Below are 25,319 nucleotides of genomic sequence, written 5' to 3'. Positions count from 1 at the left end.
GCACCGCCCGGGGGCGGGTCAGTGGAAGAAGTGCCGGGCCCCGGTGAGGTACATCGTCACGCCCGCCGCCTCGCACGCCGCGACCACCTCGGCGTCGCGCACCGAGCCGCCGGGCTGGACGATCGCCCGCACCCCCGCGTCGATGAGGATCTGCGGGCCGTCGGCGAACGGGAAGAACGCGTCGGAGGCCGCGACCGCCGACGCGGCCCGCTCCCCCGCCCGCTCGACCGCGAGGCGGCAGGAGTCGACGCGGTTGACCTGGCCCATCCCGACGCCGACGGAGGCGCCGCCGGAGGCGAGCAGGATGGCGTTGGACTTCACCGCCCGGCAGGCGCGCCAGGCGAAGGCGAGGTCGGCCAGCACCTCGTCGGAGGCGGCCTCGCCGGTCGCCAGGGTCCAGCTCGCGGGGTCGTCGCCCTCCGCGGAGAGCACGTCGCGCTGCTGCAGCAGCAGCCCGCCGGAGATCGAGCGCAGGTCGCTGCCGCCGCGGGTGAGCGGCGGGCACTCCAGGATCCGGATGTTCTTCTTGGCCTGCAGCGCCTCGATGGCGCCGTCCTCGTAGCCGGGCGCCACGACGACCTCGGTGAAGATCTCGGCCACCTGCTGCGCCATCGCGACGGAGACCGGCACGTTGGTGGCGATCACGCCGCCGAAGGCGCTGACCGGGTCGCACTCGTGCGCCTTGCGGTGGGCGGTGGCGACGTCGTCGGCGACCGCGATGCCGCAGGGGTTGGCGTGCTTGATGATCGCCACGGCCGGCTCGTCGAAGTCGTAGGCCGCCCGGCGGGCCGCGTCGGCGTCGACGTAGTTGTTGTAGGACATCTCCTTGCCGTGGTGCTGGGTGGCCTGGGCCAGGCCCGGCCCGTCGGGCAGGAAGCCGGTGCCGTAGAGCGCGGCGGACTGGTGCGGGTTCTCGCCGTAGCGGAGCGCCGCCTCCTTGGTCCACGTCGCGCCCAGCCACGCCGGGAAGCCCGAGCCGTCGCTCGTGTCGGTGAGCACGTTGCCCATCCACGACGCCACGTGGACGTCGTAGGTCGCGGTGTGGACGAAGGCCTCCGCCGCGAGGCGACGCCGCTCGGCCAGCGTGAAGCCGCCGGCCGCGACGGCGGCGAGCACGGCGTCGTACGCCGCGGGTGAGGTGACGATGGCGACGCTGGGGTGGTTCTTCGCGGCGGCGCGCACCATCGAGGGCCCGCCGATGTCGATCTGCTCCACGCACTCGTCGGGTCCGGCCCCCGAGGCGACGGTTTCGGTGAACGGGTAGAGGTTGCTCACGACGAGGTCGAACGGCTCGACGCCGAGCTCCTCGAGCTGCGCGACGTGGGAGTCGAGGCGGCGGTCGGCCAGGATGCCGGCGTGCACCCGCGGGTGCAGGGTCTTGACGCGGCCGTCGAGGCACTCGGGGAAGCCGGTGAGGTCCTCCACGCGGGTGACCGGCAGGCCGAGGGAGTCGATGAGCGCGGCGGAGCCGCCGGTGGAGACGAGCTCGACGCCGGCGCCGTGCAGGCCGCGCACCAGCTCGTCGAGGCCGGTCTTGTCGTAGACGGAGACGAGGGCGCGGCGGATCGGGACGCGGTGCTCGGCGGTGGGGGACACGGGACTCCTCGGGTGGGCAACGAGTCGGGGGCACCCAGGCGTTCGATGCTCCCCGGCGTCACTCCCTGGTGGTGACCCACCTGCGCCAGTCGTGTGGCTGCAGACTACCGAGCGGGAGCGCCGATGCGAACCCGGCGACCCTCCACCGTGATGCCGTCGCGGGCGATGCGGCCCACCGCGTCGACGAGCATGGCGCGCTCGGCGGTCTTGATCCGCTCGTGCAGCGACGCGACGTCGTCGTCGTCGGCCACCTCGACGGGCACCTGCGCCACGATCGGCCCGGTGTCGACGCCGCCGTCGACCACGAACAGGGTCGCCCCGGTCACCTTGACGCCGTGCTCGAGGGCGTCGCGCGGGCCGTGCATCCCCGGGAACGCCGGGCACAGCGCCGGGTGCGTGTTGACGGTGAGGAACCGGTCGAGGAACTCGGTGGACAGCAGCTTCATGAACCCCGCGGACACCACCAGGTGGGGCTCGAAGCGCTCCACGACCGTCGCCAGCGACGCGTCCCATCCCTCGCGGGTCTCGAAGTCCGACAGCTTGCGCACGAACGTGGGGATGCCGGCGCGCTCGGCGCGGGCCAGGCCCTCGATGCCGTCGCGGTCGGCGCCGACCGCCACCACCCGGGCGCCGTACGCCGGATCGGCGCAGGCGTCGACCAGGGCCTGGAGGTTGGTGCCGGCCCCCGAGACGAGGACGACGAGGCGGGCGGGCTGCTGCACGGGGCGATCCTAGGCGCGGTGGGACCCGCCCGCGCCCACGCCCCGGTCGCGCACCAGCCGACCCGCGACGAGGGCCGCGATCGCCGTGGTCACCGGCACCGCGGCGATGATGCCCAGGCCGCCGACCAGGCCGCGCACGACCTCCTGCGCGACGACCTCCTGGCTGATCGCGACGCCGAACGGCATCGACAGCGCCGAGAACACCAGCATCAGCGGGAGCGTGGCGCCGACGTAGGCCAGGACCAGCGTGTTGACGGTGGAGGCGACGTGCGAGCGCCCGATGCGCATCGCCCGCGTGAAGAGCGAGCGGGTGGTCGCGTCGGGGTCGACGTCGGCCAGCTCCCAGACCGCCCAGGTCTGGGTGACGGTGACGTCGTCGAGCACGCCGAGCGCGCCGATCACCAGCCCGGCCAGCAGCAGGCCGCGCAGGTCGACCTGGGCGGCGATGCCGGAGATGTACTGGCTGCCCTCGTCGACCAGGCCGGTGAAGTGGCCGACCCGGGTGAAGACCCAGCCGACGCCGCCGATCACCACCAGCGACACCAGGGTGCCGATCATCGCCACGGTCGAGCGCACGTCGAAGCCGTGGGAGAGGTAGAGCGTGACGAGCATGATCGCGGCGGCGGACGTCACCGCGACCAGCAGCGGGGAGGCGCCCCCCATGATCGCCGGCAGGGTGAACACCGCGATCAGGACGAGGGAGTACGCCAGGCTGGCGAGCGCACCGATGCCGCGCCAGCGCGACAGCGCGAGGACGCCGACGGCGAAGAGGATCGTCAGCACCAGCAGCGGCGGGCCGCGGTCGAAGTCCTGGAACGCGTACTGCTCGCCGGCGGGTGCCTGCTCGGTGAGCGACACGATGATCCGGTCGCCGGCGACCACCTCGGGCGCCCGGGGGCCGTAGGGCAGCAGCGCGTCCGCCGTGCCGGGCGCACCGGGCCCGCTGAGCAGCTCGACCTCCGCGAGCCGGCAGCCCGCCACCTCCTCGCCGTCGCGCGGCGGGCAGGGACCGACCTCGGTCACGGTCGCGGTGCCGCGCTCGACGTCGACGCCGGGCTGGTCGATCTGAAGGTCGCCGTCGGGCCACAGCACCACCAGCCCGACCAGCGTCGCGAGCACCAGCGGCCCCACGACGAGTCCGATCAGCACCGCGAGCCGACGCGGCAGCGGGCCCAGGGAAGGGCGCGCGCCGTGGCTGTGTCCAGCCCCCACGCTCAGTCCTCGGCGCCGGGGTGGGCCGGGTCGCCGGCCGGTGCGGGCACCTGGGGCACCGCCCGGGCCGCGCGCCAGGCCAGCCACGACAGCACGGCCGCACCGGCCAGCGCACCGATCCCGCACGCCGTGACCGAGTGCACCAGGACGTCGCGGGTGAACGGGCCGACGAACCGCATGCGGCCAGGCCCGGCCGCACCGCCGGACAGCGAGGCGAGCAGGGCGAAGCCGACGCCGGCCGCGAGCCCGCCACCGCAGCCGGCGAGCGCGATCCGATCCCAGGTCAGCACCCGGCCGCGCAGCGTGCGGTGGGCCGACCAGGCCGCGACCAGCGCCGGCAGCGCCATCAGCGCGCCGACCCAGCCGGCGGGCGTGCCGACGGCGGGCAGCGCGGCGAGCAGCGGCACGACCGGCAGCGGCCCCAGGACCACCGCGCCGGGCGAGACCACGGTGGCCCCACCCATCGCGAAGCCGGGGCCGAGCAGCCACGAGCCGGTGAACAGGGCCGCGTTGGGCGCGAACGCGGCGTTGACGAGCGAGTAGAGCCCGGCCTCGGCCGGGCTCTGGTGCAGCCGCGAGGTCATCGTGGCGGCGTCGTCGAAGGAGAGGGCCAGCGCGACGAGGAACACGAGCGCGGAGAGGGCGAGCAGCCGGGCCAGCACGGCTCCGGCCACGGCGGCGCCCGCGCGGACCGAGAGCGGCACGAACGCCGCCCAGATCGCCGCGCGGCCCGAGCCGATCGCGATGGCGGGCGCCGCGACGAACGCGGTCAGGAGCAGGCTCCAGCCGAGCACCCGCGGCAGGGACGGGTCGGCGGTGGTGCCGGCGGCGAGGGTCGCGACCATGACGGCCACGACGGCGTAGGCGGAGAAGAACAGGGCGATCGCGGTGGGCACGGTGAGGTCGCGCTCGCCGTCGGAGATGCGGTCGGCGTCGGGGCCGTGGCCGGAGACGGCGTCGCCGACGCGGTGGCCCAGGCGCCACATCGACCAGGCGGCGATCGCCGTGACGCCGAGGGGGACGATCGTGATCCGCGCGCCCATGACCGTGACGCCGGAGCCGTGACCGGCCAGCCAGGCCAGGGCCCCGACCCGCATCCCGTCGCGCGGGGCGCCGTGGACGCCCGCGTCGCTGGCGAACCAGCCGATGACCCCGACCGCCAGCAGCACGACGAGCGGACCGAGGGCGGCGAGGGCGCCGCCGAACGTGGCGATGAGCACGAGCGGACGCGGCCGGGGAGCCTCGGTCCGGGGGTGCTCGGGTCGGGTCAGGAGCGACGTCATGGCCGCCCCATCATCACCCGCTCCCCGCGGCAGATCGCGCTGCCACGCCGCCCCCGGCCGGGACCGGTGGGACGGATGTGCGCCGTGTGCACGCCTCCCGTACCGTGGAGCGGTCATGAGGAGCCCCGAGACCTTCGACGCCTACTACGTCGAGACGCGCACCCGCCTCCTGCACGAGGCGTACGCACTGACCGGTGACGCGCCCGCGGCCCGCACCGCCGTCCGGGACGCCTTCGTCGTGACGTGGCACCACTGGCGCAAGGTCGAGCACCTCGACGACCGCGACGGCTACGTCCGCGCCCTCGCCCTCGGTCGCGCCCGCCGACGGCACAACGCCCGCCTCTGGCACCGTGACAAGTCGCTCGACCCCGAGGTGCGCAGCACCCTCGACGCGCTGAGCAAGCTCACCGCGCGCCAGCGTGAGCTGCTCGTGCTCAACGTGCTCTCCGCCCTCTCCCTGAGCGAGCTCGCCCGCACCGTGGGCCTGCCCCGCGCCGACGCCGAGCGCGAGCTCCAGACCGCGACCGCGCAGTTCGCGCTGCACCGCGACGCGCCGAGCACCGAGATCCCCCGCCTGCTCCACGCCCTCTCCGGCCCGCTCGAGGACATCCGCTGGCCGCGGGCCACCGTGATCCGGCGCTCCGGCGCGGCGCGCCGGCGCACGCACACGGTCATCGGCGCGGCGGTCGCCACGGCGGCGCTGGTCGCCTCGGGCTCCCTCGTCGCCGCCGGGTCGGGAGCAGAGCCGACCAGCCTCGGCGAGGACAAGTCGACGCCGGGGGTCACGGTGCACCCACCGGTCTCCGACGCCGACGGCGCCGACAACGTCGCCGCCGACGCCCTGCTCTCCCCCGCGCAGCTGTCCCGGTTCGGGGCCGGGCTGGACTGGACCGAGACCGCCACCACCGACGACGTCGACGGCGACGGCCTCGTCGCGCCCTGCCAGCGGGAGCGGTTCGCCGACCCCGACGGGGTGAGCGCGCTGACGCGCACGTGGAAGGGGACCGAGACCCGCGTCGTGAAGAAGAAGGTCGGCACGGGCAAGCGCGCACGCACCCGCAAGCGCGAGGTCACCTCCGTGCGGTCCACGGCCGTCGAGGTGGTCGAGACGTCGCGCACCGCCGAGGACGCCGAGCAGGCCTTCGAGACCGCCTCGCTGTGGTTCGCCGGCTGCATCGACCCGCGCACCCAGCTCGTCACCACCCGCACCGTCACGCGCGTCGGCGACGAGGCCCGCGCCTTCAGGCTGCGCTCGTGGGGCAAGAAGTCGGCCGACATCTCCGTCGGCGTCGCGCGCACCGGCCGCCTGGTGGTGGCCCTGGTGGTGCGCAGCCAGGGCAAGCCGGTCGGCGACAAGGCGGTGCTCACCGGGCTGTCCGCGGCGGTCAACGGCGTCTGCGGCGCCGAGGGAGCCGGCACCTGCGCCGGTCGGGCAAGGGCGCGCACGAGCGCGCCGCTCCCCATCGGTACGCCGCCCGGGCTGCTGTCGGTGGTCGACCTGCCCCCCGTGTCCGCCGTCCGTGGCCCCTGGGTCGGCACCGACGCCGAGAAGGCCCGCACCAACTACGCGGCCACCCGCTGCGACCGCACCAGCTTCACCGGCAAGGGCATCAGCAAGGCGCTGACCCGCACCTTCCTGTTCCCGGAGACGCCCAACGCCAGCCAGCTCGGCCTCACCCAGACCGTCGGGGCGATGAAGCCGGCCCGGGCGCGCACGTTCGTCGACACGGTGCGCGACCGGATCCGCGAGTGCGCTCGCGCCAACCTCGGCACGAGCGTGACGCAGCTGGCGTCGAGCTCCTCGAAGTCCTCCGACCTGAGCGTGTGGGCGCTGACGTTCGAGATCAACGACCGACAGTCGTTCCCGTTCCTGATGGCCATCGTGCGCGACGGCGGCGCCGTCTCGCAGCTCGGCTTCGCCCCCGACCGCAACATGACGATGTCGCGGGCCGACTTCGTCACCCTCGCGCGCCGCGTGATGCAGCGGCTCGGTCCGCTCGACTCCGCACGCTGACACAACCTTTCCGCGCGCCGCGGCGTCTCACCGCTCATGAGGCACCGCGCACGGCTCGTCACCGTCGCGCTCGCGTGCGCGCTCGCGCTGTCGGCGTGCCGGGGCGAGTCGCCCCCCGTCCCGTCGACCGGGGCCGCACCCACGTCGGTGGCGACCGGGCCGGGGGCCGCGATCCCCGACGACTTCCCGCTCTCGGCGGGCATGGGCGGCCCGCGCGACGACGTGCCCACCTCCCGCACCGGGACCGGGCTGCGTGACCTCGACCTGTGCGGCACGTCGCCGCTGCGCGGGCTCGTCGTCCGCGACCGGATGGTGGCCGACAACAGCGGCGGCGAGTCGGCCGACACCCGCGACCTGGTCGTCCTCCCGGCGCCCGGCGACGCGAGCCGCCTGGCGGAGGACATCGCCGAGCTCGCGACGGGGTGCGAGCGGGCGGACGTGTCGGGCGACTCCGGCGACTCGGGCGACTCGGGGGACTCGGGCGGAGCGGGCGGAGCGGGCGACATGGAGACCCGCACCCAGGTGCTCGCCTCGCCCTTCGGCCCGCGCCCGGCCGCGACGCTGCTGCAGACCTACCGCGTCGACGGACGGGCCGGCGACGGCGCGACCGTCGTGCACGTCGTCCCCGCCGGGGCGGCGCTGCTGGTCACCTCGACGTACGGGCAGTGGACCGAGGACGACGTCGACCGCGCGGTCGCCCGGACGGTCGCGCCACTGCGCGAGACGGTCGCGGCGCTGACGACGTTCGCCGAGCGGTCGGCGGGCCGCGACTGATGCGCCCGGCAACACGGTGTCCACGAGAACGGGGAGAACGGTGTCCATTCCTTCGACGCTGACCAGCTCGGCCTGCCCGACCCTGCCGTCGCCGCGACGTCCCAGCGCGGTCGCACCGGTGCGCCTGCTGGGCGCGCACGTCCTGTGGCGGCTGCTGTGGCAGGCGCACCGGCCCGCCCTGCACGTGAAGACCACGACGGCCCCGCAGGTGGACCTGCGAGGCCGTCTGGAGTGAGCCCGGGGGCCCCGATGACTCAGAGTCCCTGGAGGATCTCCCGCATCAGCGCGGCGGTCTCGGACGGCGTCTTGCCGACCTTGACCCCGGCGGCCTCGAGGGCCTCCTTCTTCGCCTGCGCGGTGCCCGAGGAGCCCGAGACGATGGCGCCGGCGTGGCCCATGGTCTTGCCCTCGGGGGCCGTGAAGCCGGCGACGTAGCCGACGACCGGCTTGGTCACGTGCTCCTTGATGTAGGCCGCGGCCCGCTCCTCGGCGTCGCCGCCGATCTCGCCGATCATCACGATCGCCTTGGTCTCCGGGTCGTTCTCGAAGGCCTCGAGCGCGTCGATGTGCGTGGTGCCGACGATCGGGTCGCCGCCGATGCCGATGGCGGTGGTGAAGCCGAAGTCCTTCAGCTCGTACATCATCTGGTAGGTCAGCGTGCCCGACTTCGACACCAGGCCGATCGGGCCCTTGCCCGCGATGGTGTGCGGCGTGATGCCGGCCAGCGACTCCTCCGGCGTGATGATGCCGGGGCAGTTGGGGCCGATCATGCGGGTCTTCTTGCCCTCGAGGTAGGCCACGACCTCGGCCGTGTCGAGGACCGGGACGCCCTCGGTGATCACCACGAGGAGCGGGATCTCGGCGTCGATGGCCTCGATGCAGGCGTCCTTGGTGAACGCCGGCGGGACGAACGCGACCGACACGTCGGCGCCGGTCTCCTTCATCGCCTCCTCGACGGTGCCGAAGACCGGGAGCTCCTTGCCGCCGAGCTCGACGGTCGTGCCGGCCTTGCGGGCGTTGACGCCGCCGACGATGTCGGCGCCCGACTCGACCATGAGGGTCGTGTGCTTGGCACCCATGCCGCCCGTCATGCCCTGGACGATGATCTTGGAGTCCTTGTTGAGGTAGATGCTCATCTGTTCAGTTCTCTCTCTCAGGCCTGGTGGGCGAGCTCGGCGGCCTTGTCGGCCGCGCCGTCCATCGTGTCGACCTGGGTGACCAGCGGGTGGTTGAGCTCGTCGAGGATCGCGCGACCCTTCTGCACGTTGTTGCCGTCGAGGCGTACGACGAGCGGCTTGGTGGCGCTGTCGCCGAGGATCTCCAGCGCGCCCTTGATGCCGTTGGCCACCTCGTCGCAGGAGGTGATGCCGCCGAAGACGTTGACGAAGACGCTCTTGACCTGCTCGTCGCCGAGGATCACGTCGAGGCCGTCGGCCATCACCTGGGCGTTGGCGCCGCCGCCGATGTCGAGGAAGTTGGCGGGCTTGACGCCGCCGTGCGCCTCGCCGGCGTAGGCGACCACGTCGAGGGTGCTCATCACGAGGCCCGCGCCGTTGCCGATGATGCCGACCTGGCCGTCGAGCTTGACGTAGTTGAGGCCCTTGTCCTTGGCCTTCGACTCGAGCGCGTCGGCCTCCTCGCGGATCTCGAACTGCGCGTGGTCGGGGTGGCGGACCTCGGAGGCGTTGTCGTCGAGCGACACCTTGCCGTCGAGGGCCTCCAGCTTGTCGCCCTCGAGGCGGGCCAGCGGGTTGACCTCGACGAGGGTGGCGTCCTCCTCGACGTAGACCTTCCACAGATTCTGGACCATCTCGATGGCCTGGTCGCGCAGCTCGGCGGGGAACTTCGCCTCGTCGACGATCGCGGCGGCCTTCTCGGGGGTGACACCCTCGAGCGCGTCGATGCGGATCTTCTTCACCGCGTCGGGGTTGGTCTTGGCGACCTCCTCGATCTCGACGCCGCCCTCGACCGAGGCGATGCACAGGTGCGAGCGGTTGGAGCGGTCGAGCAGGAAGGAGAAGTAGTACTCCTCCACCGGCGGGGTCGCGGGGGTGACCAGGACGCGGTTGACCCGCAGGCCCTTGATCTCCATGCCGATGATGTCGCGGGCGTAGGACTCCGCCTCGTCGGCGGTCTTGGCGATCTTCACGCCTCCGGCCTTGCCGCGGCCGCCGGCCTTGACCTGGGCCTTGACGACGGTCACGCCGCCCATCTCCTCGGCTGCGGCGCGAGCAGCCTCCGGGGTCTCGGCGACGACACCCAGGGTGGTCGTTACTCCATGCTTGGCGAAGAGCTCTTTCGCCTGAAATTCCATCAGGTCCACGAGGTGACCGATCCTTTTCGTCTGCGAACAGTGGCGGGATATCCCTCTCGGCACCCTAGACCTCATCGGCGTGGTGGCACGAGGTCAGGTGGAGTGGCGGTGCTCACGCCCGGGCTACGGTGAGGAGCATGCCCACCTCGGACCGGGACGCGCGCTCGAGTCTCGTGTGGTTCCGCCGCGACCTGCGGGTGCGCGACAACCCGGCGCTGCTGGCGGCCCTCGAGGAGGGCACCACGACGGCGCTCTTCGTGGTCGACCCCGCCCTGTGGGCGGGGTCGGGCCCCGCCCGGCGGGCGTGGCTCGCCGCCAACGTGCTGGCCCTGGCCGAGCGCATCCCGCTGACGATCCACCACGGCGACCCGCGCGAGGTCGTGCCCCGGGTGGCCGCCGGCCGGCGGGTGCACGTCGCCGCCGAGACGACCCCCTACGGCCGTCGCCGCGACGAGGCGGTGGGCCGGGAGGTCGAGCTGGTCGCCACCGGATCGCCGTACGCCGTCGGTCCCGGGCTCGTGCGCAACGGCAGCGGCGGGCCCTACCAGGTGTTCAGCGCCTTCGCCCGGGCGTGGCGCGAGCACGGCTGGCCGGAGCCGGCCCCCACGCCCCGCTCCCCCGCGATCGAGCCGGGCCAGTCCGACCCGCGCGCGCTCGGCCTGCTCGAGGACGCGGTGGCCGGCGCGCCGTTCGACCTCCCCCCGGCCGGCGAGGACGCCGCGTGGCGGCGCTGGCGGGCGTTCCGCGACGCCGGCCTGCACGACTACGACGTGGCGCGCGACCGTCCCCACCACGACGGCACGTCGCGGCTCTCGCCCTACCTGCACCTCGGGGTGCTGCACCCCCGCTCCCTCCTCGCGGAGGTCGCGCACACCTCGACGTACGCCACCGAGCTGGCGTGGCGCGAGTTCTACGCCGACGTCCTGTGGCACGCCCCGGGGTCGGCGTGGGCCGACCTGCGCCCCGCACTGGCGGGCATGCGCTACGACGACCCGGAGGACGCCGTCGAGGCGTGGCGCACCGGCACCACGGGCTACCCGGTCGTCGACGCCGGGATGCGCCAGCTGCTGCACACCGGGTGGATGCACAACCGCGTGCGGATGATCACCGCCTCGTTCCTCACCAAGGACCTGCACGTGTGGTGGCCCGTCGGCGCCCGCCACTTCCTCGACCTGCTCATCGACGGCGACGTCGCGTCCAACAACCACGGCTGGCAGTGGGTGGCCGGCACGGGCACCGACGCCTCGCCCTACTTCCGCGTCTTCAACCCGGTCACCCAGGGCCTGAAGTTCGACCCGGACGGCGACTACGTGCGCCGCTGGGTCCCCGAGCTCGCCCACCTGCCGGGGCGGGTCGCCCACGAGCCGTGGAGGTCCGACGTGGGCCACGAGCACGACTACCCCGTGCGGATCGTCGACCACGCCGAGGAGCGGCGCGAGGCCCTCGAGCGCTACCAGGCCGCCCGCCGGTGAGGAGACCGTCCGTTTACCGACCGCCGGACCGGGGTATGTGGCCAGATTCCGTCAAGGGTTGCACTTTCCCGTGATGTTTCCGTTACAGTCGGGCGCGGTCTAGCCGACCCGAACCCCCCTGACGATCCGGCAGATTGGTAATTCCTTCATGGGCAACCACCGAGCGGAGCGCGCTCCCAAGCGCCGCACCTCGGCATCGGCTGCACCCGTGAGCGGCAAGCGGCGCGCCACCCCGGCGCCGCGCCGTTCCCTGGTGCGGCTGCCGTCCGTCCCGCTCGTGGCCGGTGTCGCCGTCCTCGCGGTCTCCGCCACCGCGGCCGTCACCGGTGCGGGGGCCGGCGTCACGACGCTGGCCTCGACGGGCTCGACGGTCGGCTCCACCCAGGCCATCGGTGCGGCCGCCGGGCAGGCGCTCTCGCGCCGCGGTCCCCTGGTCAGCCGCGGCGACATCCGCGACTCCGGCAGCGAGGAGACCGACCCCGAGCTGGTCGCCCTGGCCGAGAAGCAGGTGGCCGAGTACGCCGCCAAGCTCAAGGAGATGCGTCAGGCCGCGGAGAAGCAGGCGGCGAAGATCAAGGAGAACAAGTGGGTTCTCCCCCTCGACAGCTACGGCATCACCGCCACCTTCGGCCAGTACGGCCTCTGGGCCAGCTACCACACCGGCCTCGACTTCAACGCCAACACCGGCGACCGGATCCTGTCGGTGGCCAACGGCACGGTCACCTCGACGGGCTACGACGGCGCCTACGGCAACAAGACCGTCGTCACCCTCGATGACGGCACCGAGATCTGGTACTGCCACCAGACCTCGATCTACGTCTCGGTCGGCGACCGCGTCAACGGCGGCGAGGTCATCGGCACCGTCGGCACCACCGGCCACGTCACCGGCTCCCACCTCCACCTCGAGGTGCGTCCCGGCGGCGGCGGGCCCGTCGACCCGTTCCAGGCCTTCGTCGAGCACGGCATCGTCCCCTGACCGACCCACGCGCCGGGACCCGGACGAGCCGCGCGGCTAGAGCTTCTCGACCGGGGCGTAGCGCAGCAGCAGGCGCTTGACGCCCTCGGAGCCGAAGTCGATCGAGGCCACGGACTTCTCGGCGGCCCCCTCCACGGCCACGACCGTGCCCATGCCGAAGGAGTCGTGCACGACCCGGTCGCCCGGGTCGAGGCTGGGGATCGCGCGCGCCGGCTTGGCCTTGGAGGCCGCGTCGGCGCGCAGCGCCGCCGAGCTGAAGTTGCGGCGACCCGCGTCGGTGGGGGTGCCCAGGCGCGTGGACCCGCCGGTGAGGTCGGTGCGGCCCCACCGGGTCTGCTCGGCCGCCGTGCGTCGCCAGTCGACGAGGTCGACCGGCAGCTCGTCGAGGAAGCGGCTGGCCGGGTTGTGGCTCGGCGCCCCCCAGGCGGAGCGGACGAGGGCGCGCGAGACGTAGAGCCGCTGCTGCGCGCGGGTGAGGCCGACGTAGGCGAGGCGGCGCTCCTCCTCGAGCTCGGGCTGGTCGCCCAGCGAGCGCTGGTGCGGGAACACGCCGTCCTCGAGGCCGGTGACGAACACCACGGGGAACTCCAGGCCCTTGGCGGTGTGGAGCGTCATCAGCGTCACCACGCCCGTGTCGTCGCCGTCGGGGGTGTCGGGGATCTGGTCGGCGTCGGCGACCAGCGCCACCCGCTCCAGGAAGTCACCGAGGCCCACCGCGACCGTGCCGGCCTCCACCTCCGCCGGGTCGGCGCTGGGACCGGGCTGGGGGTCCTCGGCGAACTCGCGGGCGACGGCCACGAGCTCGGCGAGGTTCTCCACGCGGGTGCCGTCCTGCGGGTCGTCGCTGGCCTCGAGCTCGGCGAGGTAGCCCGAGCGCTCGAGCACCGACTCGAGGATGACGTCGGGGCGCTCGTCGGCCTCGACCATCGACTGCAGCTCCTGCACCATCGCGACGAACCCCTCGATGTTGCGCAGGCTGCGCGTGGCCAGGCCGGGCGCGTCGGCGGCGCGGGTCAGCGCCTCCCAGAAGGTGATCCGGTCGCGCTCGGCCAGGGCCGCGATGCACGCCTCGGCCCGGTCACCGATGCCGCGCTTGGGGGTGTTGAGCACCCGGCGCAGCGAGATCTCGTCGGCGGTGTTGACCAGCATCCGGAGGTAGGCCAGCGCGTCGCGGACCTCCTTGCGCTCGTAGAAGCGCACCCCGCCGACGACCTTGTAGGGCTGGCCGGTGCGGATGAACACCTCCTCGAAGACGCGCGACTGGGCATTGGTGCGGTAGAACACCGCGACGTCGGCGGGGCGTACGCCGGCCTCGTCGGCGAGCCGGTCGATCTCCTCGCTGACGAAGCGCGCCTCGTCGTGCTCGTCGTCGGCGACGTAGCCGACGATGCGGGCGCCCTCCCCCGCGTCGGTCCACAGCCGCTTGGGCTTGCGCCCGCGGTTGTTGCCGATGACGGAGTTGGCGGCGCTGAGGATGGTCTGCGTCGAGCGGTAGTTCTGCTCGAGCAGGATCGTCGTCGCGTCGGGGAAGTCCTGCTCGAAGTCGAGGATGTTGCGGATGTCGGCGCCGCGGAAGGCGTAGATGGACTGGTCGGCGTCGCCGACGACCATCAGCTCGCTCGGCTCGACCTGCTCGGAGCCCTGCTCCTCGAGGGACTGCCCGCACAGCTGCTGGATCAGGCTGTACTGCGCGTGGTTGGTGTCCTGGTACTCGTCGACCAGGACGTGACGGAAGCGCCGGCGGTAGTTCTCCCGGACGTCGGGGAAGGCCTGCAGCAGGTGGACCGTCGTCATGATCAGGTCGTCGAAGTCGAGGGCGTTGGCCTCGCGCAGGCGCCGCTGGTAGTGGCTGAACGCCTTGGCGTAGGCCTCCTCGAAGGAGTTGCGCGCCTCCTTGGCGGCGTCCTCGGCGTCGCGCAGCTCGTTCTTCTGGTCGGAGACCCAGTGGAGCACCGCGTTGGGCTGGTAGCGCTTGGGGTCGAGCTCGAGGTCGCGCAGCACCAGCGTCATCAACCGCTTGGAGTCGGCGGCGTCGTAGATCGAGAAGTTGGACTTGAAGCCCACCCGGTCGATCTCCTTGCGCAGGATGCGCACGCAGGCGGAGTGGAAGGTCGAGACCCACATGATGCGCGCGCGCTTGCCGACGAGCTCCTCGACGCGCTCCTTCATCTCGGCCGCGGCCTTGTTGGTGAAGGTGATCGCCAGGATCGAGCCCGGGTGGGCCTTGCGCTCGTTGATCAGCCACGCGATGCGCCGCGTCAGCACCCGCGTCTTGCCCGACCCGGCGCCGGCGACGACGAGGAGCGGCGCGCCGGCGTGGGTCACCGCCGCGCGCTGCGGCTCGTTGAGGCCGTCGAGGAGCGGGTGGTCGATCAGTGCGTCAGTGGGGCTCATGTCCTCCCCAGCCTATGCGGGAGGGGGGACACCCGATCAGGCGTGGGTGGGGGCCCAGAAGACGGCCACACCGATGTTGACGACCGTCAGGGCGAGCAGGCCCAGGTAGAGGCCCTGCGGGATGCTCGGCTTGCGCATGTTGACCATCACCAGCACCAGGATGACCAGGCCGATGCCGAACTTCACGGCGATCTTGGCGTGATCGGGCGAGGCCACCTGCTCCAGCACGCCGACCAGCAGCAGGCCGGCGACGAACGCGAGGCCGGCGCCGTCGCGCATCAGCGAGTTGACCGTCTTGGTGTCGCTGCGCACCTGGACGAGCAGCCCGCCGAGCAGGGCGGCGTAGCCGAGGATGTGGGCGAACAGCAGCACCAGGCGCAGGGTCTCCATGGGGGGAGCCTAACGATCGCTCTTGCGCCTCCGCGGCTTGGGTGCTGGGCGTACGACGAGCACCGGACACGGCGCGTAGTGCTGGACGCGCTGGGCGGTGCTGCCGACCAGGACGCTGTCGCTCAGACCCCGGCCGCCGGCCGCCACCACGACCAGCCCCGCGTCGTACTGCTTGGCCGCCTTGATGATCTCGTTGGCCGCCGAGCCGCTGCGGATGCGCTTGTGGACCTTCGGCCCCCAGCCGTCGAAGACGGCGGCGATGGCGTCGACCGCGTTCTGCGCGGCGTCGCGGAAGGAGCCGTCGAACCCGCGCTCGGACACGTCGTCGGCGAAGGCCACCGAGGCGAGCGGTCGCAGCACCGCGATCACCGAGATGTCGGTGATCTTCGCGGGGTCGGCGAAGGACTTGAGGTGCTTGGCTGCGGCCAGGGATTGGCGCGAGCCGTCGGTGGCGACGATGACGTGCATGTCAGGCTCCCTTCACGGCGCCGGTGTCGGCGGAGTCGGGGTTGCGGGACCCGAACACCTTCTCCACAACGTAGAGGATCCCGCCGAGGCCGACGAGGGCCGCGCACCAGATCAACGAGGACGGGTCGGTGACGACCACGTAGCCGAGCAGCACGATGTTGCCGATGAGTCCCAGCACGAGCAGGACGCTCGGGGCGCGGAACGTGTCGTCGGACTCGTCCTGGCCGCGCAGCTTGAAGCAGGACACGATGACGCCGGCGTAGACCGCCAGCAGGAGCGCCACCGTCACCGAGGCCAGCCGGCTCACGATGTCGACGTCGAGGCCGATGCGGCCCAGCACGTCGCCGGCGACCACCAGGCCGATGACGACGGCGGCGCTGAAGACCAGGGCGACGTAGGGGCTGCGGCGCGAGCTGTGGATCTTGCCGAACGCGGCGGGCACGACGTCCTCGCGGGCCATGCCGTAGAGGATGCGGGACTGGGTGACGACCTGGACGAGCGTGGTGTTGGTGATCGCGATCATCGCGATGATGGCGAAGATCAGCGTCATCGCCGTCACCGACAGCGGCAGGATGCCGGCCTTGACGACCTCGAGGAGGGCGGCGTCGGACTCGGCGAGGGTGTCGATCGGGACCGTGAGGGCCGCCGACATCGACACCAGCACGTAGATCACGCCGGCGGTGGCCATGCCGCCGATCAGGGCGATCGGGAAGTTCTTGCTGGGGTCGACGGTCTCCTCGGCGACGTTGGCGACGTTCTCGAAGCCGGTCATCGCGAAGAACGACAGGGCGACACCGGCGACGATCGCGAAGATGACGTTGTCGCCGGTCGAGAAGTCGCCGAGCGCGGAGAAGTCGGCCTTGCCCTGCCCGATGTAGATGATGGCGATGACGACCACGATGACCAGGCCGATGATCTCGACGAAGGTCATCAGCATGTTGGCGACCACCGACTCGGTGATGCCGATGAAGTTGAGCAGCGCGAGCAGCAGGATGAAGGCGATCATCACCAGCAGGGCGGGCGGCGCGTCCCAGACCTCGGCGACGTACTGCGAGAAGCCGGCCGCGAGCGACCCGGCGGCGGCGAAGGTGGCCGACAGGTAGGTCACCGTGGTGAGGAACGTCAGCGGTTTCTTGCCGAACGCCTTGTTGACGTAGAGCGAGGCGCCGGCCGCCTGGGGGTACTTCGTGGCGAGCTCGGCGTAGGCCAGGCCGGTGAAGCCGGCGACCGTCACACCGACGGCGAAGGCGGCCCAGAAGGCTCCGCCCACCTCGCCGGCGACGGAGCCGATGAGGACGTAGATGCCGGAGCCCAGCACGTCTCCGAGGACGTAGAAGAACAGGAGGCGACCGGTGATCGACCGCTTGAGCCCGCCGTCGTCGTCGGCGACGGTCGCGGGGGACGCAGTGTCTGCCATTCCCCGACCCCAGCGCCTCGGCGAGGGCTTTGTCAATCGCCGCCCACCCGGACGGGCGCGGTGCCGCTCAGAGCAGGCGGCGGTCGGAGGCCCACTTGGTCAGCTCGTGGCGACTCGACAGCTGGAGCTTGCGCAGCACCGACGACATGTGGGTCTCGACCGTCTTGACCGAGATGAAGAGCTCCTTGGCGACCTCCTTGTAGGCGTAGCCGCGGGCGATCAGGCGCATCACCTCACGCTCGCGCTCGGTGAGGCGGTCGAGGTCCTCGTCGACGGCGGCGACGTCGATGGAGCCGGCGAACGCGTCGAGCACGAACCCGGCCAGCCGCGGGGAGAACACCGCGTCGCCGCCCGCGACGCGCAGGATGGCGTCGACGAGCTCGGGGCCCGTGATCGTCTTGGTGACGTAGCCGCGCGCACCCCCGCGGATGGTGCCGATGACGTCCTCGGCGGCGTCGGAGACCGAGAGCGCCAGGTAGAGGGTGTCGGGCGCCGGATGGCGCCGCATCACCTCGACGCCGCCACCGCCGGGCAGGTGCACGTCGAGCAGCACCACCTGCGGCTGCAGCTCGCGCACCACGGCGACCGCGGCGTCGGCGTCGGCCGCCTCGCCGACGACCTCGACCAGCCCCGCACCGCTCGCGGCGAGCTCGGCACGCACCCCGGCGCGGAACATCGCATGGTCGTCGACGAGGACGACGCGCACGGGACGCTCTGGGCTGGCCTGGTTCATCGGGTCTCCTCGCGGTCGGGCGGGCTGTCGTGCGGGCGGTCGTGCGGGCGGTCGTGCCGTTGGGGAGCGCGCGGCATGTGCAGGCGCACCTCGGTCCCCTCACCGGGTGCCGAGCGTACGTCCGCGCTGCCGCCGTGGCGCGCCAACCGGTCCACGATGCTGCTGCGGACGCCGTGGCGGTCGGCGGCGACGGCGCCAGGGTCGAAGCCGGCGCCGCGGTCGCGCACGAACACGTCGACGGCTCCCGGGGTGGTCTCGGCGTAGACGTCGGCACGCTGGGTTCCGGCGTGCTTGGCGGCGTTGACCACGGCCTCGCGGGCCGCGAGGACGACGGGGCGCAGCGACTCGTCGAGGTCGCAGTCGCCGACGGTGACGACGTCGACGACGACGGGGTGCTGCGACTCGACGTCGGCGGCCATCTCCTTGAGTGCACCGGCGAGCGTGGTGGTGTCGGGGGTGTCGGCCTCGAAGAGCCACTGGCGCAGGTCGCGCTCCTGCGAGCGGGCGAGCCGGGCGACGGTGGTGGCGTCGTGGGCGTTCTTCTGGATGAGCGCGAGGGTCTGGAGCACCGAGTCGTGCAGGTGCGCGGCCATGTCGGCGCGCTCCTGGGTGCGCACCCGCTCGGCCCGCTCGGCGCCGAGGTCGTTGACCAGGCGCAGGACCCACGGGCCGACCACGATGGCCAGGCCGAGCAGCCCCAGCAGCCCCGCGACCACGACGGGGACCGCGATCGTCGCGCGGCCGGCGAGGGCGAAGACGACGAGCGCGGTGACGATGAGTCCCAGCCCGGCCGCGATGCGGCCGTAGGCGGCCCAGCCGCCGTTGCCGAAGATCGCCCGGAACGGGTCGATGCGGCCCGAGGAGTCCATCCAGCGCTCGCGCTGCGCCTCGTCGGCCTGGCGCCAGAGCAGTCCGACGCCGGCGATCGCGAGGACCACCGGCCAGAACAGGGCCCCCTGGCCGAACAGGGCCTCGACGCCGAGCACCACGCCGAGGAAGAGGGCGCCGAGCGCGACCGCGGGCCCGGCGTCGCGCAGCAGCGAGCGGCGCCCGGGACGCTTGCCGGTGCGGGTCGCGCTCTCCAGGCCGGGAGCGCCGACCTCGAAGTGCTGACCGGCGGGCAGGAACACCCACAGGCCGGCGTAGAGGATGAGTCCGAAGCCGCCGAGGAACGCGGTCGCGACGAAGAACCCCCGCACCCAGAGCACCGGCAGCCCGAGGTGGCGCGCCAGGCCCGAGGCCACCCCGCCCACCAGGGGTGCGGAGAGGTCGCGGTAGGCGCGGCGCGGCTCGTCCGGGTGGGACGGACGGGACGGGCGGGCGGCCGGGCGGGCGGGGGGCGGGGGATGGCTCATCGTGGCTCCATCGTCGCAGGCGCGCAGGGCCGCGACCATGAGGTTCGACCCCGAGCCGACCCTGACCCCCACCCCGGGAACCACCGCACGGATCAGGGCTGTCCCCGATGGTGGCGGGCGGCGCACGCGGGGAGAGTGGAGCCATGGACGACGTCAACCCCTCCGCCGAGCAGCCCGCCCAGGCCACCCCTCCCCCGTCGGGCCCTCGCCTCACCCGCGACGAGATGAAGGATCTCGGCCGGCTCCGGCGCAGCGTCACCGACCGGTACGTCGCGGGCGTGGCCGGCGGCATCGCCCGCCACCTCGACATCGACCCGATCATCGTGCGCGTGGCGCTGGCGGTGGGGGCCTTCTTCGGCGGCGCCGGACTCATCGTCTACGTCGCGGCCTGGCTCCTGGTGCCCGAGGAGGGCACCGCCGACGAGCCGCTGGGCCTCGACGAGCGCAACCGGACGATCGCCCTCGGCGCCGCCGGCGTGCTCGCCCTGGTCGCCGCGCTCAGCGACTGGGCCGGCGCCTTCTGGTTCCCGTGGCCGCTGGCGATCGTCGCCGCCCTCGTGGTGTGGTTCCTGCACCGCAAGCAGCCGGGGTCACCGCCCCCACGCGCCGGCACCACGTACGCGGGGCCCATGGAGCCCACGGCCTACGCTCCCCCGCCGGAGCCTGCCTGGGCACCCCCCACCGACCCGGCGTGGACGTCCTACGCCCGCACGCCGCGACCGGAGCCGCGCACCCCGCGCCGGCGCGGGCCGATCCTGTTCTGGTTCACCCTTGCGTTGATCGCGCTGGCCGAGGGCGTCCTCGGCGTGGTCGACGTCGCCGGCGTGACGGTCGCGGACAGCGCCTACCCGGCGCTGGCGCTCGGCATCACCGCCGTGATGCTGGTGCTCGGCTCGTTCTGGGGTCGCGCCGGAGGCCTGATCCTGCTGGGCCTGGTGGCGGCGATCACCACCGCCGTGACGACCGTCAACAGCACCATCGGTGACGAGAACCGCTACGTCGCCCCGACCACCGCCGCGGGCGTCGAGGACACGTACGACTTCGGGGGCGGCCGGTTCACGCTCGACCTCTCCGGGGTCTCCGACGTCGACGGGCTCGACGGCCGCGACGTCGCGATCGACGCGGTCGGCGGGCAGGTCGACGTGATCGTGCCCGAGGGGATGGACGTCGACGTCCGGGCCGAGGTGGTCGGTGGCAGCGCCGTGGTCTTCGGCCAGCGCAGCGGGGGCTTCGCCATCAGCCAGGAGGGCTTCGTCGACGGCGGCGACGGCGTCCCCGACATGTCCATCACCATCGACCTGGTCGGCGGCGAGGTCGTCGTCCGCGAAGCGGCCTGAGGAGCACTGCCATGAGCGACAACGAGAACCAGAACGACCACCGGAACGACGAGCTCCGCCCCGCGGGACTCGACGCGTTCTCCTACGACACCGGCGCCCCGGTGGACGCCACCGCCGGGCCGGACGCCTGGCCGACGGCGTACGACGAGCCGATGACCGGCCCTCTCGACGCACCCGCCCGCGCCACGGGCCTGCACCCGGTCAACGTCGGCCAGCTCGTGATGGGCGTCGCCTTCGCCGGCATGGTGGTGGTGTGGGCGCTCCTGCAGGGCGACGTGGTGGAGACCCACCAGCTGCGCTGGCTGATGCCGATGCCGTGGCTCGTGGCCGGCGCCGCCGGGCTCGCCGCCACCGTCTGGCCCACCGGGCGAGGGCCGGCGCGCTCCCAGCCGTGATGCCTAGCCCAGGGAGCAGGCGGGCAGCGCGAACCACCTGAGGGCGTCGAAGTCCTCGTCGAGGTGGGCGGTGTCGGACCAGTCGGGCGGCGACGCGGCGGCCATGATCGCGCGGCCCTCGTCGAGGTGCTCACGGAGCACCGAGACGGGGGCCGTCTGCGGGTGCGTCGGCCAGGTCATCGTGCCGTCGGGGCCGTAGGTCACGTCGGTCAGGCGCAGCGGCGGCTCGACCGGGCCGGTGCGGTGGTGCCACAGGCCGGTGAGGGGGTCGAACCGGTAGTCGCCGAGCAGCCGCCAGCCCTCGCGGGCGACGAGCCGCACCGCCTCCACGACGTAGGTGAAGACCTCCTCGTCGAGGAAGTAGTTGAAGTTGACCCGCACCCAGCCGGGCTTGATGCCCTCGCACCCGCCGGCGATCTGGGCCTCGAAGCGGTGGCTGCGGTCGAGGTCGATGTCGAGCAGGCGGTGCCCGTAGGGGCCGGCGCACGAGCAGCCGCCGCGCGTCTGGATGCCGAACAGGTCGTTGAGGAGCGCGACGACGAAGTTGTGGTGCAGGTAGGCGCCGTCGGGCGCCTTGATGACGAAGGAGACGATCGAGAGCCGCTGGGAGTCGAGGTTGCCGAGGATCTGGATGGTCGGCTCGGCGACCCACGCCTCCACGGCCCGCCCGAGCAGCTCCTCCTCGTGCTGCTGGATCGTCTCCACCCCGACGGCCTGCTTGAGCTGGAAGACCAGCCCGGCGCGGATGGACTCCACGATCGCGGGGGTGCCGCCCTCCTCCCGGTGCGCCGGGTCGTCGAGGTAGCGGTGCTCGGAGGTGTTGACGTACATCACCGTGCCGCCGCCGGGCACGACCGGCACCCGGTTGGCCATGAGCTCGCGGCGCACGACGAGGACCCCGGGGGTGCCGGGGCCGCCGATGAACTTGTGGGGGCTGAGGAAGATCGCGTCCTTGTGCGAGCCACCCGGCCCGTACATCTCGATGTCGACGTAGGGCGCGCACGCGGCGAAGTCCCAGAAGCTCAGCGCGCCGTGCTGGTGCAGCAGGTCGGCGACGCCCTCGGTGTCGGTGACGATGCCGGTCACGTTGGAGGCAGCCGAGAACGAGCCGATCTTGAGGGGCCGGTCGGCGTGGCGATCGAGCTCCTCGCGGAGGTGGTCGAGCGAGACCCGGCCGTCGGCGTCCTCGTGGATGGTGACGACGTCGGCGATGGTCTCGCGCCAGCTCACCTCGTTGGAGTGGTGCTCGAACGGGCCGAGGAAGACCACCGGGCGCTCGTCGGCGGGGATCGCGTCGCTGAGGGCGTAGCGGTCCTCGAGGGTGGAGGGCACGCGGAGGCCGAGGATGCCGATCATCTTGTCGATGGCCGCGGTGCTGCCGGACCCGCAGAAGACGACGACCGTCTCCTCGTCGCCACCGACGGCGTCGCGGATGATCCGCCGCGCGTCCTCGCGCAGCCGGGTCGTCTGGAGGCCGGTGCCGCTCGCCTCGGTGTGGGTGTTGGCGTAGGCCGGCAGCACCTCGGTGCGGATGAAGTCCTCGATGAAGCTCAGGCTGCGACCCGACGCGGTGTAGTCGGCGTAGGTGACGCGCCGGGGTCCGTAGGGGCCGTGCATCACCTGGTCGTCGCCGATCACCGATGCGCGGATGCGCTCGAGGAGCGGGGTCGAGGGGGCGCCGGCGTGGGTCACGGGGCGAGCGTACGCCGGTGCGAGGCGTTGCCTTGCACCTCCCGCACCACGGCCAGCGCCTCCTGGGGGTGGTCGGTGATCACGCCGTCGACCCCGGCAGCGAGCAGCGCCCGCACCTCGGCTGCCATGTCACCGGGTGCGTCGCGGGCATGACCGCGGCGGAGGTTGGTGGGCAGGAAGCGGTTCTCCGCGCGCACGGTCCACGCGTGGACCGTCAGCCCGCGCCGGTGGGCATCGCGCACGAGCGTGGACGGCGCGCCGATCGCTCCCCCGCCGTCGCGCGGGAGCACCAGGGAGGTGTGCGCGCCGACTCCGTCGGCGTACTCGTCGATCTTGTCGAGCTCCTCCGGCGGCGGCAGGTGCCCCGGCGCCAGCAGCTGCACCAACGGGAGCCGGGTCAGGCGGGTCAGGCGTCGCAGGACGGGCGACTCGAAGGACATCAGCGTCACCCGCGCCCAGGGGTCGTCGAGGCCGTGCCGGGCGAGGCCGCGCAGGAGCGGCACCTCGAGCGGCAGCCCCGCCGCGTCGTGGTGGGCGGCGTGCTTGAGCTCGAGCATCAGCCCGACGGGCCGACCCCGCCTGGCCGACTCCGCACCGGCCATCGCCAGCACCTCGGTGAGGCTCGGCACCCCCTCCGTCCCGTCGTAGGCCGCGCTGGCCGGGCGGGTGGCGGGCATCCGCTCACGGGCGGCGAGCGTCGTGACCTCGGCCAGCGTGAGGTCCTGGACGAACCAGGCCCGCTGGTCGACCCCGTCGATGCTGCGGGTGCGGCGCAGGTGCGCCAGCCGGGGGTGGTCGGCCACGTCGGTGGTCGCCCCCAGGTCCAGGTCGTGGCGCGCCACGAGCACCCCGTCGCGGGTGGCGACGAGGTCGACCTCGATGTCGTCGACGTCCATCCGGATGGCCGTGCGATAGGCGCCGAGCGTGTGCTCGGGACGGTGCCCGCTGGCGCCGCGGTGCGCAACCACGGCAGGGGTCGCGACCAACGACGAGGTCGAGACCGTCCTGGCCCGGGGGGCCTCGCGAGTCACCGTCACGGCACCACCGTGCCCGCCGCGGGCGACCCGGCGGTGGTGCCGAGATGGCGTCGGGATGAATGGCGGATGATGGCCCCGTGACGCTCCCCAGCCTCCCCTCCCTGACGTCCCTGCCGGCCACCGAGCACCCCGAGCTGCTCGCGCCGCCCGTCGCCGCGGCGCTCGACTCGTGGCCGGGCGCCACCGACGTGGCGGTCGTCGAGATCGCCCCCGACCTCGCCGACACCGCCGCGATGAGCGAGGCCTACGGCATCGCGATGACCGCCAGCGGCAACTGCGTCGTCGTGGCGGGCTCGCGGGCCGGCGAGGAGCGGGTCGCGGCGTGCGTGGTGCGTGCCGACACGCGGGCCGAGGTCAACACGCTCGTGCGCCGGATGCTCGACGTGCGCAAGGCGTCGTTCCTCCCCATGGAGCGCGCGGTGGCCGAGACCGGCATGGAGCACGGCGGCATCACCCCGGTCGGGCTCCCGTCCGGGTGGCGCGTGCTGGTGCACGAGGCGCTGCTCGCCGAGCCGGTCGTGGTGATCGGCAGCGGCGTACGCCGCTCCAAGCTGCTGGTGCCCGGGCCCGCGCTCGCCGGCCTCCCCGGTGCCGAGGTGGTGCCCGACCTGGGCCGCTGAGCACCACGCGGCGACCCTTGCCATCGTGACAGCGGCACTGTCACGATTGCTGCATGCGCCTCGCCTCCCTGCTGATGTACGACGGCAACCCCCGCACGGCGGCCGACGAGGTCGTCGCGCTCGAGCGGGCCGGCCTCGACAGCGTGTGGGTCGCAGAGGCCTACGGCTTCGACTCGCCCACGCTGATGGGCTACCTGGCCGCGAAGACGGAGACCGTCCGGATCGGCTCGGGCATCCTCAACATCTACTCCCGCACGCCCGGCGCCCTGCTCCAGACCGCCGCCGGGCTCGACAACGTCAGCCAGGGTCGGGCGATCCTGGGCCTCGGCGTGAGCGGTCCGCAGGTGGTCGAGGGCTTCCACGGCGTGCCCTACAGCCGGCCGATGGCGCGCACCGCCGAGGTCGTCGAGATCATCCGCAGCGGCCTGAGGCGCGAGCCGCTGTCGGCCGCCGGGGAGTTCCACCTGCCGCTCGACAAGGAGCACGGAGCGGTCACCGGCCTCGGCAAGCCGCTCAAGCTGCTCAACCGTCCCGAGCGCGACACCGTCCCGATCTGGATCGCCGCGCTGGGCCCGAAGAACGTCGAGCAGACCGCCGCGATCGCCGACGGCTGGATCCCCCACCTCTTCCACCCCGAGAAGGCGCACCGCGTGTGGGGCGGCGCCCTGGCGGCGGGCACCGCGAAGCGCCAGCCCGGCCTGGGCCCGCTGCAGGTGATGGCCGGGGGCATGGTCTCCATCGGCGATGGTCCCGACACCACCTCGCTCCTCGACTTCGCGCGCCCGATCTTCGCGCTCTACGTCGGCGGCATGGGCGCCAAGGGCAAGAACTTCTACAACGACGTCGCGCGCGCCTACGGCTACGAGCGGGAGGCCGAGCAGATCCAGGAGCTCTACCTCTCCGGCAAGAAGCGGGAGGCCGAGGCGCTGGTGCCGACCGAGTGGCTCGAGGCCGCCAACCTCGTCGGCCCGGCGTCGTACGTCAAGGAGCGGATCGAGGCGTTCCGCGAGGCCGGCGTCACCGACCTCAACATCACGCCCGTCAGCGAGGACCCTGCCGCCACCGTGGCGCAGGTGAAGGAATGGGTGTCCTGAGCCGAACGGCCCGCACCCTCACCG

General features: G+C 73.1%; 23 protein-coding genes and 1 riboswitch. Of the genes, 9 read left to right on the top strand and 14 right to left on the bottom strand.

What is annotated here, in order from left to right; all coding sequences use genetic code 11:
* Window positions 1-18: 18 nt before the first annotated feature.
* The 4 genes from purH to JX575_RS04645 form a co-directional block, all read right to left on the bottom strand.
* The gene (gene purH, locus JX575_RS04660) at window positions 19-1,596 is read right to left on the bottom strand and encodes a bifunctional phosphoribosylaminoimidazolecarboxamide formyltransferase/IMP cyclohydrolase (RefSeq protein WP_186341323.1); all 1,578 of its coding nucleotides are present in this window, start codon (window positions 1,594-1,596) and stop codon (window positions 19-21) included.
* Between the two features lie 25 nt (window positions 1,597-1,621).
* Window positions 1,622-1,699, bottom strand: a riboswitch (ZMP/ZTP riboswitch).
* Window position 1,700: 1 nt separating this feature from the next.
* A complete protein-coding gene (gene purN, locus JX575_RS04655; RefSeq protein WP_186341322.1) occupies window positions 1,701-2,318 on the bottom strand; it encodes a phosphoribosylglycinamide formyltransferase in 618 nt (205 codons plus the stop codon).
* A gap of 9 nt (window positions 2,319-2,327) precedes the next feature.
* Window positions 2,328-3,530 carry a YibE/F family protein gene (locus JX575_RS04650; RefSeq protein ID WP_186341321.1) on the bottom strand — a complete coding sequence of 401 codons (1,203 nt, stop codon included), beginning with the start codon at window positions 3,528-3,530 and terminating at the stop codon, window positions 2,328-2,330.
* A gap of 2 nt (window positions 3,531-3,532) precedes the next feature.
* Window positions 3,533-4,813: a DUF6350 family protein gene (locus JX575_RS04645; RefSeq protein ID WP_186341320.1), complete on the bottom strand. Its 1,281-nt coding sequence runs from the start codon at window positions 4,811-4,813 to the stop codon at window positions 3,533-3,535.
* A gap of 115 nt (window positions 4,814-4,928) precedes the next feature.
* On the opposite strand from JX575_RS04645, the gene JX575_RS04640 reads away from it, so the two are divergent.
* The 3 genes from JX575_RS04640 to JX575_RS04630 are packed head-to-tail and all read left to right on the top strand — an operon-like array spanning window position 4,929 to window position 7,836.
* A complete protein-coding gene (locus tag JX575_RS04640; protein WP_186341319.1) occupies window positions 4,929-6,827 on the top strand; it encodes a hypothetical protein in 1,899 nt (632 codons plus the stop codon).
* Between the two features lie 36 nt (window positions 6,828-6,863).
* Window positions 6,864-7,601 (top strand): hypothetical protein, encoded by a 738-nt coding sequence (locus JX575_RS04635; protein WP_186341318.1) that lies wholly within the window; start codon window positions 6,864-6,866, stop codon window positions 7,599-7,601.
* Between the two features lie 40 nt (window positions 7,602-7,641).
* Window positions 7,642-7,836 carry a hypothetical protein gene (locus JX575_RS04630; RefSeq protein WP_186341317.1) on the top strand — a complete coding sequence of 65 codons (195 nt, stop codon included), beginning with the start codon at window positions 7,642-7,644 and terminating at the stop codon, window positions 7,834-7,836.
* 19 nt (window positions 7,837-7,855) lie between these two features.
* Here the strand turns inward: JX575_RS04630 and sucD are convergent, their stop codons facing one another.
* Together sucD and sucC are read right to left on the bottom strand one after the other, a co-directional pair.
* Window positions 7,856-8,737 carry a succinate--CoA ligase subunit alpha gene (sucD, locus tag JX575_RS04625; RefSeq protein WP_186341316.1) on the bottom strand — a complete coding sequence of 294 codons (882 nt, stop codon included), beginning with the start codon at window positions 8,735-8,737 and terminating at the stop codon, window positions 7,856-7,858.
* A gap of 17 nt (window positions 8,738-8,754) precedes the next feature.
* Window positions 8,755-9,924, bottom strand: coding sequence for an ADP-forming succinate--CoA ligase subunit beta (gene sucC, locus JX575_RS04620; protein ID WP_186341315.1), 1,170 nt, complete (start codon window positions 9,922-9,924; stop codon window positions 8,755-8,757).
* A 128-nt stretch (window positions 9,925-10,052) separates the two neighbouring features.
* On the opposite strand from sucC, the gene JX575_RS04615 reads away from it, so the two are divergent.
* Window positions 10,053-11,387 carry a deoxyribodipyrimidine photo-lyase gene (locus tag JX575_RS04615; RefSeq protein WP_186341314.1) on the top strand — a complete coding sequence of 445 codons (1,335 nt, stop codon included), beginning with the start codon at window positions 10,053-10,055 and terminating at the stop codon, window positions 11,385-11,387.
* 208 nt (window positions 11,388-11,595) lie between these two features.
* Window positions 11,596-12,363 (top strand): M23 family metallopeptidase, encoded by a 768-nt coding sequence (locus JX575_RS04610; RefSeq protein WP_206054515.1) that lies wholly within the window; start codon window positions 11,596-11,598, stop codon window positions 12,361-12,363.
* A 36-nt stretch (window positions 12,364-12,399) separates the two neighbouring features.
* On the opposite strand, the gene pcrA is transcribed toward JX575_RS04610, so the two are convergent.
* From pcrA to JX575_RS04580, 6 genes are all read right to left on the bottom strand, one after another.
* A complete protein-coding gene (gene pcrA / locus JX575_RS04605) occupies window positions 12,400-14,757 on the bottom strand; it encodes a DNA helicase PcrA (protein ID WP_186341312.1) in 2,358 nt (785 codons plus the stop codon).
* A gap of 36 nt (window positions 14,758-14,793) precedes the next feature.
* Complete coding sequence (locus JX575_RS04600; protein WP_186341311.1) at window positions 14,794-15,147, bottom strand: hypothetical protein; 354 nt, start codon at window positions 15,145-15,147, stop codon at window positions 14,794-14,796.
* A 9-nt stretch (window positions 15,148-15,156) separates the two neighbouring features.
* Window positions 15,157-15,615, bottom strand: a complete 459-nt coding sequence (locus tag JX575_RS04595; protein ID WP_186341310.1) for a universal stress protein — start codon at window positions 15,613-15,615, stop codon at window positions 15,157-15,159.
* A gap of 1 nt (window position 15,616) precedes the next feature.
* Window positions 15,617-17,032, bottom strand: a complete 1,416-nt coding sequence (locus JX575_RS04590) for an APC family permease (protein WP_186341309.1) — start codon at window positions 17,030-17,032, stop codon at window positions 15,617-15,619.
* A gap of 67 nt (window positions 17,033-17,099) precedes the next feature.
* Window positions 17,100-17,765: a response regulator transcription factor gene (locus JX575_RS04585; RefSeq protein ID WP_186341308.1), complete on the bottom strand. Its 666-nt coding sequence runs from the start codon at window positions 17,763-17,765 to the stop codon at window positions 17,100-17,102.
* Window positions 17,762-19,120 carry an ATP-binding protein gene (locus JX575_RS04580; protein WP_186341307.1) on the bottom strand — a complete coding sequence of 453 codons (1,359 nt, stop codon included), beginning with the start codon at window positions 19,118-19,120 and terminating at the stop codon, window positions 17,762-17,764. Before JX575_RS04580 ends, JX575_RS04585 begins: the two co-directional genes overlap by 4 nt.
* Before the next feature lie 143 nt (window positions 19,121-19,263).
* On the opposite strand from JX575_RS04580, the gene JX575_RS04575 reads away from it, so the two are divergent.
* Together JX575_RS04575 and JX575_RS04570 are read left to right on the top strand one after the other, a co-directional pair.
* A complete protein-coding gene (locus tag JX575_RS04575) occupies window positions 19,264-20,457 on the top strand; it encodes a PspC domain-containing protein (protein ID WP_186341306.1) in 1,194 nt (397 codons plus the stop codon).
* Between the two features lie 11 nt (window positions 20,458-20,468).
* Window positions 20,469-20,852 carry a hypothetical protein gene (locus JX575_RS04570; protein WP_186341305.1) on the top strand — a complete coding sequence of 128 codons (384 nt, stop codon included), beginning with the start codon at window positions 20,469-20,471 and terminating at the stop codon, window positions 20,850-20,852.
* A 3-nt stretch (window positions 20,853-20,855) separates the two neighbouring features.
* Here the strand turns inward: JX575_RS04570 and JX575_RS04565 are convergent, their stop codons facing one another.
* Complete coding sequence (locus JX575_RS04565; RefSeq protein ID WP_241005333.1) at window positions 20,856-22,544, bottom strand: aminotransferase class V-fold PLP-dependent enzyme; 1,689 nt, start codon at window positions 22,542-22,544, stop codon at window positions 20,856-20,858.
* Window positions 22,541-23,581 carry a glycerophosphodiester phosphodiesterase family protein gene (locus tag JX575_RS04560; protein WP_241005332.1) on the bottom strand — a complete coding sequence of 347 codons (1,041 nt, stop codon included), beginning with the start codon at window positions 23,579-23,581 and terminating at the stop codon, window positions 22,541-22,543. The genes JX575_RS04565 and JX575_RS04560 overlap by 4 nt, the downstream gene beginning before the upstream one ends.
* Before the next feature lie 59 nt (window positions 23,582-23,640).
* On the opposite strand from JX575_RS04560, the gene JX575_RS04555 reads away from it, so the two are divergent.
* Both JX575_RS04555 and JX575_RS04550 read left to right on the top strand, forming a co-directional pair.
* Window positions 23,641-24,201 (top strand): YbaK/EbsC family protein, encoded by a 561-nt coding sequence (locus JX575_RS04555; RefSeq protein WP_186341304.1) that lies wholly within the window; start codon window positions 23,641-23,643, stop codon window positions 24,199-24,201.
* A 53-nt stretch (window positions 24,202-24,254) separates the two neighbouring features.
* Window positions 24,255-25,295, top strand: a complete 1,041-nt coding sequence (locus JX575_RS04550) for an LLM class F420-dependent oxidoreductase (RefSeq protein WP_186341303.1) — start codon at window positions 24,255-24,257, stop codon at window positions 25,293-25,295.
* Window positions 25,296-25,319: the final 24 nt, after the last annotated feature.

The organism is Nocardioides sp. zg-1228 (assembly GCF_017086465.1).
In the GTDB taxonomy this organism is placed as follows: Bacteria; Actinomycetota; Actinomycetes; order Propionibacteriales; family Nocardioidaceae; genus Nocardioides.
The sequence above is the reverse complement of the archived record's forward strand: the minus strand, read 5'-3'. Positions and strand labels throughout refer to the sequence as shown.